We start from the raw sequence: 12,585 nt of genomic DNA on the forward strand, positions 1-12,585 counted from the left end.
CACTAATTGTTGGTGTTGTATCTTGTGTATTTGTATCAGTTGTTCCTACTGGTGTTTCACTTGGAGCTGTATTATCTGTTGTAATATCAATAGCTTGTGTTGGTCCAGCATTTCCAGCTTCATCGGTAAAGCCTACATTTACTGTTGTTTCTGTATCAGGGTCTAATGTGATTGCAGGATCTACTACTACGCCATCAATTTCACCTACTGTTACGTCAACTGTTGCTGGTGCTGCATCTATTTCTGCTTGTGTAAGAACATGATTCCCTATTACTTCACCATTTGAGTCTGTAATCTCAATTACATCTCCTGCTTCTAATGTTGAATCTCCTGCTCCATCTACTGGTAATGCTACACTAATTGTTGGTGTTGTATCTTGTGTATTTGTATCAGTTGTTCCTACTGGTGTTTCACTTGGAGCTGTATTATCTATATATACTGATACTTCTGCTGAAGAGTCACTTGCATTTCCTGATGCATTAGTAACCTCTGTAACTAAAGTATGTGCTCCTTCTGCTAAGTCTGTAGTTACCGGAATTGCTACAGCGTTTGGAGTTGTTTCAGTTCCTGTTACTGTATATGTTCCAATTATTACATCTGAACCAGAAATTGTATCAATTAAATCAATTACATCTCCTGCTTCTAATCCACTTACATCTACTGTTACTATTGGAGTATTATCATTAGTGTTTTCATCTACCACAGGTAGGGGTGACGTTGGGGAGTCTGTTCCACCACCTATTCCGCCAAATGAAAAACTTGAAAAAGAAGAGCTAGGAGAATCAGCTGAAGCACTAGAGTCACTTGAATCATCAGGGGCACTAGAATCAGCCGCTTCAGATGAAGAAGCAGAGTCTGAAGATCTTTCATTTAAATCATAGTCTTTTTTATCACTTTGAGTCGATGTCCCAGATACAAAAGTTGTTTCATCTTTAATGTCTACTGAACCAGCAGCAGCTTCAAGGGAATCTATAACTTCAAAATCAAAATCACTAGTACTTAGAAGCTCTTTTAATTGTTCTAAGATATCTATTTCAAAACTTTTTCCAGCAAGTGCATCATCAAAATATTCTTGTACTTGTTTAATGTTTACAAGTTTAAGTTCAGTAATAACATCAACGATTTTTGAGAAAACAGCTTCTGCTTTTGAACCCAAACTGTTTATGATCATAGTGGTATTACTATCTTGTAAAACAATAGTATTAATGTTTTTTAATATATCTTTAGATAAATCAGAATCAATTTTATATGATGTGGATAAATTTTGCTCGCTTAGTATTAATGTTAACATGAAAAGACTCCTAGGAATAATTACAGTAATATTACTACAAAAAAGTCTCTAAAAAGTTTTTTTTATAATAAAATAATATATTTTTACATTTAATCTTTTTTTTGATGTATTTTAAATATTATTATACTATTTATTTATTATTTTAATACTAGTTATCGCTCATGTAAGGCGTTATTTTTTGTTTTCAAAATAGGCTTCAAAATAAAGTCTAAAATAGATTTTTTACCCGTTATAATATCCACACTAGCAACCATTCCAGGAATAATTGGCAAACGCTCACCATTTCGTTCTAAATAGTTCTTATTCGTTTTAACAAGGACTCGATAATAGGTCTTTTGATCTTTACTTTCTTTATCAACAATACTATCCGCTGATATTTCAATTATTTTTCCTTCTAATCCCCCATAAATAGAAAAATCATATGCCGTAATTTTTACAATAGCTTTTTGTTTAGGATTAATAAAAGCAATATCTTTGGGATCAATTTTAGCCTCAATTACTAAAACTTCACTTTGAGGAACAATTTCAATTAAATCTTCACCAGACCTTACTACTCCACCAATAGTATTAATATGAATTTGTTTCACAATTCCATCAACTGGTGACACAATTGTAGTTTTGTCTACTTTATCTTTTTCTGCAACCAATCTTGCTTTATATTTTCTAAGTTCACTTTGTGTTTTTTGTAAAGTATCTGAAGCTTCTGTTCTAAAGCCTTGTACTTTTTCTTCTATTTTATTACGTGCTTCATCAACACCTAGTTTTGCTCTTGGTTCTGAAATTAAAGCTGTTTCTAAATCTCCTAAAGCTTGTTCATACTCTTTTTCAATATTCAATAAATCAAAATTAGATTTAATTCTTGAACGTACAAGTTTTGCAATAGTAGCTCGCTGTTTTTTAATAATTTTTAAAGATTTTCTTAACTTTCTGATGGTACTTGTAATTTCTTTTACTTCAAGTTTTTTTTGTTCATATTGATTTTCTAAAACTCTAATTGAAACTTTTAGCTCAGTAAATCTGTTTTTAAAAAGTCTGTTTTCTGCTCGTACATAATCTTCATTCTCTTTCAAAGAGATAATGTCATCAAATTTTAAAACAGGAACTTTTCTATTAATTTTAACGGTAGTTTCAGCTAATAACCTTGTTCTTACTGCCAATAAACTATAGTATTCTGCTTTATTTTCTTGGAAAGAAGCTTGAAAACGCGTAGTATCAATTTTCATTAATTCATCGCCTTTTTTAACAATTTGACCTTCTTTTATTAATATTTCAGAAATAATTCCACCATCAAGATTTTGAATCTTTTGAATCTTATCTGTGGGGATTACTTTTCCGTTTCCTCTAGCTAATTCATCAATTTCTGCTAATGCTGCCCATAAAATAGCACTTACAAACAAAGCTGCAATTATCATAAATAAAAAACCTGATCTTGAATTGGGTGCTTCGTTTGCATTCGCATACATTGTATTAACAAAGTTCATGTCATTTTTAAAATCATCTGCCATAAAATTATTTACCTTTTTGTGCTTGGACTTGCTTTATTAAAAATTTCTTCTTTTGTTCCATCTGCGACTACTTTTCCATTTTCTAAAATAATAACTCTGTCTACTAATTTTAATAAAGAAGTTTTATGAGTTACTAGTACCAGTGTTTTATCTTCAATGATATCTTCCAAACGTTCAATAAATGAAGACTCAGCTTGTTTGTCCATCGCATTAGTAGGTTCATCAAGCATTATTATTGCAGGATCGGAAATCAATGCACGAGCTAAAGTAACACTTTGTCTCTCACCACCAGAAAGTCCTTCTCCACGTTCACCTACAATTAAATCAAAACCGGCTTCATGTTTATCTAAAAATTCATTTAAACCAGCAATTCTAGCTACTTTTAATAATTCTTCATCTGTAACAAAATGTTCACCAATTGTAATATTATCTTTTATTGAACCCATGAATAAAAAAGGTTCTTGAGGTACTATTCCCATTGATTTTCTCAAATCAACAGGATCAATTTGTCTAGTATCTACACCATCAATCAAAACAGACCCACTGTTTGGTTCATATAAATTCAAAATAAGTTTTAATAAAGTAGACTTACCAGAACCAATTTTACCAAGAATAGCAACTTTTTCACCTTGTTTAATAGTAATATTTATGTCTTTTAAGATTTTATAATTTTTTTCACTGTAGGTAAATTCTAAATCTTTTAATTCAATATCACCTTTTAAATTTGGTCTTGAAATATACAGTTTATCCTCTTTTTCAAGCGGCATTTGCATGATTTCATCTAAATTGTTTAAGGACAACATTGTTCTATCATATCGTATAATCATACCCACAATTTGTGAAACAGGTGCTATTACTCTCCCATTTAACATCATAGAAGCAATAATTCCCCCCATGGTCATTTCTCCATTACTTGCTAAATAAACACCAGCAGCAACAATTAATATATTTGAGAACTGTGACATAAATGCCGTAAAGTAATTAATACTATGAGATAAAAACTGCCCTTCTTCAGCATAATGAACTGTTGCAGAAACGGATTTATCCCAATGTGTTTTCATTCTATTTTGAGCACGTATGCTTTTAATAATTTCTAGGCCTGTAACTGTTTCAATTAAAGTAGTTTGTTTTAATTGTTCTTCTTTTACTGATTTTTCCACAATACTTTTAAGTGGTTTTTGCATATACCAAGACGTTAGTATTAAAATAATTACAATAGCTAAAGTAATGTATCCTAAAGGACCACCAATAAAAAATATAACCATAATAAAAATGATAACAAAGGGTAAATCAACAATAGCAGCCATGGTAGCTGAAGTAAAAAATTCTCTTACACTTTCATAAGACTGTAATCTTGATACAAACTGTCCTGTTGAAGCGGGTTTTGCATCCAGTTTAATATTTAATAAATGATTAAATATTTTATTGGATATTACTGTATCTGCTCTTTTTCCTGCAATTCCTAAATAATAGCTACGTACCATTTTCATAATAAAATCAAAAATCATAATAATAGTAATACCAATAAACAAAGCCCATAAAGTTTCCATCGCATTATTAGGTAAAACTCTATCATAAACATTCATTGTAAATAAAGGAGTTGCTATGATAAAAATATTAATAAACAAAGAAATTAAAGCTACTTGTTTATAAATACTCATATTTCTTTTCATTGTTCCCCAAAACCAATCTTTGGGATTTTCAATTACAATATCATTATTAATTCTATTTTTATAATTGTACTCTGGTTTTATAATGATGACTTCGCCTAAGAACTCTCCCTCAAGGCGTTCAATACTTAGTTCTGTCTGCCCTAAACTAATTCCAGGCATAATTGTAGTAGCCGTACCTTTTTCAAGGTCATAATCCAATAATACACAGGCTCTGTCTTTATCTAATAATAAAACAGAAGGCAATGCTAATTTTGTAATGCTTGCAATATTTTTTCGTTTTACATTTTTGGTTAATAAACCCATTCTTTGAGCAGATTGTGTGAACATCGCATAATTCATAACTTCATTGTGCATAGGAAGAGAAAACATAATCGATTCTGCAGATGTTTCTCGTTTGTGATATTTAGTAAGAAAAAGAAGGCAATCTAAAAGAGAATCAACTCGTCTTCTGTTTTGAAGTTTTGCTAAACTTTGATTTGAGTCATCAATAGTTTTCGCGGCATTAAGTAAATCATCCATTTCACTTGAGGGTTTATCAGGAGATTTATCTACAATCTTTTCACTCTCATTATTTTGAATATTTTGGACTTCAGGATTCTCTTGCAAATCGTGCCTTTAGTGGAATTTATTATACAAATCTTTGTTCTTTGATATTCTACTAATATATGGCTTATTTTTCAACACTTTTTTATTTAAACTTGATAAGATTTCTGTCACTTCATCAAAAGTTTCATAATTTCCATAAAGTATTTTTTTGTATTGACTGTTTTCACCATAGACAAAAACAGTTATTAAGGATTCATTCAATTCATATTCCGATATAAACACATTTACATCTGTATTTGCAGATATTGTTGCAAGATTTATAATATGATTATCATTTTTTAAGGATAAAATTTTATTTTCTAAGAAACCATCAATTTGTTTTGATGAAGTAAGCATTGAGTTTGCATTATTATTCATGTTTAAAGAAAGATTTTCTTGAGAGCTTTTCTCACTTTTGATACTTGAAATATTTAAAGCATCCTCTTTTATATTTTGATTACTTACAGGCTCATCTTTGAATAATTCATTTAATAAATCATCAACACTCTCTTCTTCCTTCTTTTTTTCTTTTTTAACTATCTTTTGACATACTTGTTTGTCTTCTTCTAAAATACTTGTACTTAAAGTAGAAAGTGTTAATAATAAATCATAATAATCAACAAACAATGAAAATTCTCTGTTTACTAAAGAACTGTTTGCTTGAAATAATTCTGCTTGTGCATTTAAAATATCAATAAAAGTTCTAGTGCCTGCATCAAATTCTTGTTTATAAACATCAACAATATTAAAATTATCTTCCACATTCAATTTTAATAATTCAACACGCTTAAGATTTTTATGGTATTTAGAATAGGCAGTTTCGATTTCATCTTTAACTTCGTCAGTAACTGCATTTAAGTTTTCTTGTGCTTCTAATAAAAACTTACGCTCTCTTTGCGAAATACTTTGATCTTTTCCTCCACTAAAAAAATTCCAGGAAAGATTAATTCTTCCTAAATACTCTTTTTGCATCCCATTATCTGCTAATTCTAAATCACTGTCCCATGTGCTTTCTAATTGTAATTTAATGGTAGGTAAAAATTTTGAACTGCTTTGTGCAAGTTTTGCTTTTTGTTTTTTGATTCCTTCAATAGCAGCAAGTACTTTTGGATGATTTAACACACCTTCTTTTAGAGCTTCTGTAAGTGTATTTGGAATATTTTTTGCATGTATTATTGGACGACAGATTAATTCAGGGGCATCTTCTAATACATAGCGTTTAAAGTTATTTCTATTTTTTTGGTATAAGTCTACTTGTTCAAGATATTTTTCTTGTGTAGAATGTAGTTTGGAACTAACTTGGTAAGTTTCAAGAACTTCTCCTGAAATTTCTTCTTTATCTTTCGCTGTTATAAGGTTATCTTCATTAATAACAATAATATCTTCTGATAAACTCATTAATTCTTTGTATTGAACAATTCCTAAATAAGCATTCAAAGATTTAATTATAATTTTTTCAATATTTTCTTTTCGTTTATGTTTATTTTCAATATAATTGGCCTGGTTTTCATCAATTTCAGCAGATGTCAAGCCTCCATTATAAAGTATCTGTTCTAATGAAAGTGTTGCTTTCCACCCTGTTTTATTTACCGTATTTTTAATACTATTAGTAGGATCATTCTTTTTTTTATTTTTTTCAAAATCAGCATTTAAATCAAGTGTAGGATAGTAAGCAGCTTTTTTTTCATCTACATACTCTTGAAACGCTTCCTCATTGTGTAATTCTGCTTTTATTTCAGGATTGTTATCAAATGTTTTTTGTACAGCTTCTTTTAAAGACAATGCATTCAACGTAGAAAAAGAAAGAATAAAAAATATGAAAATTTTATTAGATAGAGACATTATGTACCTTTATATTTAAAAATAAAATATTAATTTATTTTATGCTATTGTAACACAAATAATAATAAATATTCTTAATTATCAAAATTATAGCATGTATAACTTTAAATATTATTTAATTATCTTATTTATAATAACTTTTTTATACTCTGCATGTAAAATTATTAAAAAGTGAAACTATGGACAAACATACAAAGAACACCATTCTTAGGGACTTAAGTATTCTTTATATCGAAGATGAAGAAAATATACGCAAAAATATTACAGCAACCTTAGAACTGTTAGTATTCAAAGTTTTTGCCGTAGCTTCTTATGAAAAAGCCATTGAGGCCTTTAATCTTAATAAAATTGATATCATTATCTCAGACATTAACCTTCAAGGGAAAACAGGTCTTGATTTTTGCAAAGAGATTAGAGTAGATAACCTTGTAATTCCTATAGTTTTGTTAACTGCACACTTAGATACTAACTATTTATTGGATGCAACAAAACTTAAATTGGTTGATTATTTAATCAAACCTATTGATTTTAAGACTCTACATAATGTATTAATAAAATGTGTAGATGAACTTTTGGTTCAAAACATGTTTAAAATAAAATTTATGAATGAGACAGAATTTGATATTAATATGAAAGTCTTGCTAAATAATAAGAAAGAAGATATAAAACTCACTTCCAACGAACTACTCTTATTAGAATACCTCATAAAAAATTCCTATCGTGTTGTTCCCCATCTTGAAATTAAAACAAAAATATGGGAAAAACCAGAAGAAGTGAGTGATTCTGCACTTAAAAATTTACTGAATAAATTAAGAAAAAAAATAGGGAAAGAAGCAATTGATAATATCTCTGGGGTAGGATTTAGACTAATTTATCAACACTAATATTCTTAATCTTTTCAATACTATGTTTGTACTCAAGGATTCCCAATTATGTGTCTTTTTTATTCCAAAATTATTTATTACTTAAAAATGAGCTTTTAAGTAATAAATAACAATTATAAATTTGAAATTACTTGAAATAATTCTTTGTGACTAAAATATTTAATAAAATCTTCGAAGCAAAAAATAAAATTACCAATAAAAGGTTTATTTCATTTAATATTTATTCATTTAAGTAATATATTAAATGCTATAACTAAGTATGAAATCAACTTTTAACACCACTTATATGCTAAAATATTCCTTACTTATTTATAAGGAATAATATTATGAAAAAATTATTAATCTTTCTTCTTTTATCATTAAGCCTTTTTGCTTCCACTCATAAATATATCGAACTCAATGAAAATGAAAAAAAATGGCTTAAAACACACACTATAATTAAACTTGCCGTTATTGATTATTGGGACAGCGACAATGAAAATAACAATATTCATACAGAATTAATTCGCCTTCTTTCTCACTATGGCAATATTAATATAATTCCTCTTTCCTTTGATACTTGGAATGCCGCTTATAACGATGCACTTAAGGGGGAATCAACTCATGGAATCATGTACCTTAGTTGGAGTAAAGAAAAAGAAAAAAAATACTTTCATTATTCTATGCCTTATGATGCAAAAGCAAATTTTCTTGTTGTTAGAAAAGGAAATAGAAACATAAATTCTATAGAGGATTTAAAAAATAAACACGTATATGTTCAAAAGAATGCTGTTACACAAACAATCTTAGAAAATTATTCTTCAGAAATTAATCTAATAGAGCATACAGATAATGAGAAGATGCTTGAGATACTTTCAACAAACAAGAAGATTAATGCAGTATTCATTTATAAAGTAGATAAAGAACAACTAAAAAAGTATGATTTAAAAATTGTAAAAAAAGTGTATGGAAAATATACAAACATACATATTGGAATAACACATCAACATAAAGAACTACAAACTATAATCAATAAAATCATGGCAGTTATTCCGCAATTTGAATTCAATAAAATACAAAGAACTGTTTATAAAAAATCAAATGAATTCGTCCAAATAAATAAACTCTTATTAACAAAAGAAGAAAAATTATGGATAAAGAGTCATCCTGTAATTACCGTAGGAGGAGAAAAGGACTGGGCACCTTTTGATTTTGTTGATGAAAATGGAAAATATAATGGTCTTTCAAAAAATTATCTTGACGTAATTTCTTCACTTACAGGATTAAACTTTGAAGTAAAAACAGGGCAAACTTGGAATGAACTATTAATGGCACTTAAAAATTCACAAATAGATATGTTGCCAGCTATTTATTTTTCCGAAGAAAGAGAAAAATTTGCAAATTTCACCTCTTCTTACCTTTCTATTAGTGACTATTATATCACCAAAGCAAACTACCCAAAGATAAAATCAATTACTTCTTTGTATGGAAAAACTGTTGTTGCAATAAAAGGTTATGAGGTCACTTCTTGGTTAAAAGAAAAACACCCAAAAATCTCTATACATGAAGTATCAAACTTATTAGAAGCTTTGCAAAGCCTTGAAGCAGGTGAGAGTATCGCTTTTTTAAACGATAATCCCTCTTCTTCTTATTCTATTGAAAAAAATTTCATTTCTGGACTTAAGTTTAATAATGTAGTTAAAAACCGAATGCCATTAACCTTACACATGGCAAGTAAAAAAGAATACAAAATACTTGCCACAATTATTAATAAAGCCTTCGTAAAAATCACAAAAGAGCAAAAAAGAACTATAGCTTCACACTGGATGAGCGAAGTAAGTCATAAATCAATTGACCTAACAAAAAAGGAAAGTCTTTGGCTCTTAACAAAACCTATACTTAAATTTGCAGTTGATCCAAACTGGCTTCCTATTGAAGCTATTAATAAAAAATCAAAAAAGTATGAAGGAATGATGGCCGATATCTTAGATATTATTGCAGAGACCTCAGGTATTAAATTTAAGCTTGTAGAAACAAAAGAATGGGGTAAATCCCTAGAACTTGCTAAAAACAACGACGTTGATATTTTAGCAGCTATAAGTATTACAGATAAAAGAAAAAAGTTTTTAAACTTTTCTGATAAAACTATTGTTCTGTCAGATGGTGTTATTATGAAAAATAATAGTACATTTATTACTTCCTTAAATGGATTAAAAGGTCTTAGAATTGGTGTTTCAGATGGAACTTCTTTACATGCTATGTTAAAAGAAGACTATCCCAATTTAATTATTAAACCTATTAAAGGTATAAAAAAAGGTCTTGATAAATTAAAAAATGATGAAATTGATGCTTTTATTGGAAATTTAGAAGTTGCCAGTCATATAATTATTAAAAAACATTTTTTTAATTTAAAAGTAGTTTTCAAACTTGAAAACACTCGTCAATTACATATAGGTTTAATTAAATCTTTACCTCAAGAAGCCCTAAGTATTATAAATAAAACGCTTAACAGCATAAATAAAAATGAACTCAATACCATTCGTCAGCGATGGATTGGATTAAAAATAAATAAAGAAATTGATTATACGATTTTTTACAAGATTGCTTTTGCTGTCATTGTTTTAATAATATTTTTTATATTTACTAATCGTAAATTACAACAGCTTGTAAGAAAACGTACGCAAGACTTACAAAAAGAAAAAGATAAACTTTCATCTTTTAATAAAAACTTAGAAAATCTGGTTTCTCTTCGAACTATTTCATTAGAAGATGCAAAAAATGAACTTGAAGAAAGTAACAAATTAACACGTGATTCAATTAATTATGCTGCACTTATTCAACATGCACTTATTCCAGAAGAAGATACTTTTGATATCTATTTTAAAACACATTTTGCATTATGGAGTCCTAAAGATGTAGTAGGTGGAGATATATATTTATTTGAAGAATTAAGAGGAGAGCATGAGTGTCTTTTAATGGTAATTGATTGTACTGGGCATGGAGTTCCTGGTGCTTTTGTAACCATGCTGGTAAAAGCAATAGAGAGACAAGTCGTTTCAAAAATAGTAAACAATGAAAATTTAGAAGTAAGCCCTGCTTGGATTTTGAGTTATTTTAATAAAAGTATGAAAAAAATTCTAAAACAAGACAATAAAGACTCGCTTTCAAATGCAGGCTTTGATGGAGGGATTTTATATTACAATAAAAAACAAAAGTACATTAAATATGCTGGTGCAGAAACACCTTTATTTTATTTTGAAGAAAATGAATTAAAAGTGATAAAAAGTGATAGGCATTCTGTGGGATACAAAAAAAGTGATATTAACTATGAATTTACAGAACATACAATTGAAGTTAAAGAGGGTATGCAGTTTTATTTATCAACAGATGGTTATTTAGATCAAAATGGAGGAAAAAAAGCCTTTCCCTTTGGAAAAAGAAAATTTCAAGAACTACTTAAAAAAGTTCATACTTTGCCCTATGAAGAACAAAAAGAGGTTTTTATTAGTACTATGAAAGAATATCAAGGAGATGAAATAAAAAACGATGATATAACAATGATTGCATTAAAAATATAACATACTCTATAGCTTCTATTAATAAGTGTACTTATATCTATAAATTAATACTATGTTTTTGTCTAAAAAATGTAAATACCTTCTCTTTGCATTTTTTTATAATATCTACACTATTTTTTCTTTAATTATTTCCTATAAAATTAACACTATAATGCATTTAACATAAAAGGATAAGATCATGAACTTTTTAATTAAAACTTTTGCAAGCATAGGTCTTCTTTTTACCATCATGTTTTCATATGGATTGTATTTAGACATAAAAGCAATGGATAGAACACAAGGTGGATATGAAGCTCCATACGAAGGCGTAAGCGGTGAAATTTTTGATTGGGAGAGTATGGACTTAACATCAACAGGCCTAGTGCAAAGAGGTCATGTCCTTAACTTCATCGTAAATGCAACAACAGGTATGATTAGCCTTGAACTTTTTGGGTTTATTTATGAAGCAAGAAAATTATCACCAAGAGCTATAAAAGTACATAAACCAAGACAGGCTTTCCTTAAAAGAGGTTTTACACCAGAATTTTAATTTTAATTTTAAATCATAAAAGGAATATATATGTTTGAAGTTTTGCTCTTAGCTTTTGCCTTAAGTATGGATGCTTTTGCTGTTTCTATTGGATTGGGTGTAAAATCAAAAGAATTCAATATTTATCTGGCTTTTAAAATAGCCTTCTTTTTTGGAATCTTTCAAGGAATCATGCCACTGTTTGGTTATCTTGCGAGTATTGGTTTAGGAAGTTTTATTGAGGCCTTTGATCATTGGATTGCATTTATACTCTTAAGTATTATTGGAATAAAAATGATAATAGACAGTTTTTCCCAAAATACAGAAGAAATAATCAAAAAATTAACAAATAAAATTTTACTAATTTTAGCTGTTGCTACAAGTATTGATGCCATGGCTGCTGGTTTTAGCTTGGATTTAATGTCTATTAGTCCTTTTTTGTCCATGTTCCTTATTGGAATGGTAACTTTTGTATTTTCTTTTATTGCTGTGTATATTGGAGTAAGAGGTGGTGCTTTTTTAGAGAGCAAGGCCGAAAGATTGGGAGGTGTAGTCTTAATATTGATTGGTTTTAAAATTTTGATAGAGCATACTTTATTCTAAAATAAATACTTAAAAAAGACGAATATTAGCTTTCTTTTGATTTTATGGTCAAAATTAATTATTTGTTGCATAAGTTTTGCTATAATGTGCTCCGAATTCTTATAAACATTTATGATTTAAGATTAGACGATATATTA

The 12,585-nt window shown here is 28.6% G+C and carries 8 protein-coding genes; 4 read left to right on the plus strand and 4 right to left on the minus strand.

What is annotated here, in order from left to right:
* The 4 genes from HRT41_12705 to HRT41_12720 form a co-directional block, all read right to left on the minus strand.
* A partial coding sequence (locus HRT41_12705) for a hypothetical protein (protein NQY24885.1) occupies positions 1-1,291 on the minus strand: 1,291 nt, incomplete at its 3' end.
* A 152-nt stretch (positions 1,292-1,443) separates the two neighbouring features.
* Positions 1,444-2,796, minus strand: a complete 1,353-nt coding sequence (locus tag HRT41_12710; GenBank protein NQY24886.1) for an HlyD family type I secretion periplasmic adaptor subunit — start codon at positions 2,794-2,796, stop codon at positions 1,444-1,446.
* 8 nt (positions 2,797-2,804) lie between these two features.
* Positions 2,805-4,988 (minus strand): type I secretion system permease/ATPase, encoded by a 2,184-nt coding sequence (locus HRT41_12715; protein ID NQY24887.1) that lies wholly within the window; start codon positions 4,986-4,988, stop codon positions 2,805-2,807.
* A 96-nt stretch (positions 4,989-5,084) separates the two neighbouring features.
* The gene (locus HRT41_12720) at positions 5,085-6,896 is read right to left on the minus strand and encodes a TolC family protein (GenBank protein ID NQY24888.1); all 1,812 of its coding nucleotides are present in this window, start codon (positions 6,894-6,896) and stop codon (positions 5,085-5,087) included.
* A 179-nt stretch (positions 6,897-7,075) separates the two neighbouring features.
* On the opposite strand from HRT41_12720, the gene HRT41_12725 reads away from it, so the two are divergent.
* From HRT41_12725 to HRT41_12740, 4 genes are all read left to right on the plus strand, one after another.
* Positions 7,076-7,780, plus strand: a complete 705-nt coding sequence (locus HRT41_12725; protein ID NQY24889.1) for a response regulator transcription factor — start codon at positions 7,076-7,078, stop codon at positions 7,778-7,780.
* Positions 7,781-8,106: 326 nt separating this feature from the next.
* Positions 8,107-11,337, plus strand: a complete 3,231-nt coding sequence (locus tag HRT41_12730) for a transporter substrate-binding domain-containing protein (protein ID NQY24890.1) — start codon at positions 8,107-8,109, stop codon at positions 11,335-11,337.
* A gap of 178 nt (positions 11,338-11,515) precedes the next feature.
* On the plus strand, positions 11,516-11,866 hold the full coding sequence (locus HRT41_12735) for a hypothetical protein (protein ID NQY24891.1): 351 nt from the start codon (positions 11,516-11,518) through the stop codon (positions 11,864-11,866).
* Between the two features lie 30 nt (positions 11,867-11,896).
* Positions 11,897-12,448, plus strand: coding sequence for a manganese efflux pump (locus HRT41_12740; GenBank protein ID NQY24892.1), 552 nt, complete (start codon positions 11,897-11,899; stop codon positions 12,446-12,448).
* Positions 12,449-12,585: the final 137 nt, after the last annotated feature.

Source organism: Campylobacteraceae bacterium, assembly GCA_013215945.1.
Taxonomy (GTDB): domain Bacteria; phylum Campylobacterota; class Campylobacteria; order Campylobacterales; family Arcobacteraceae; genus NORP36.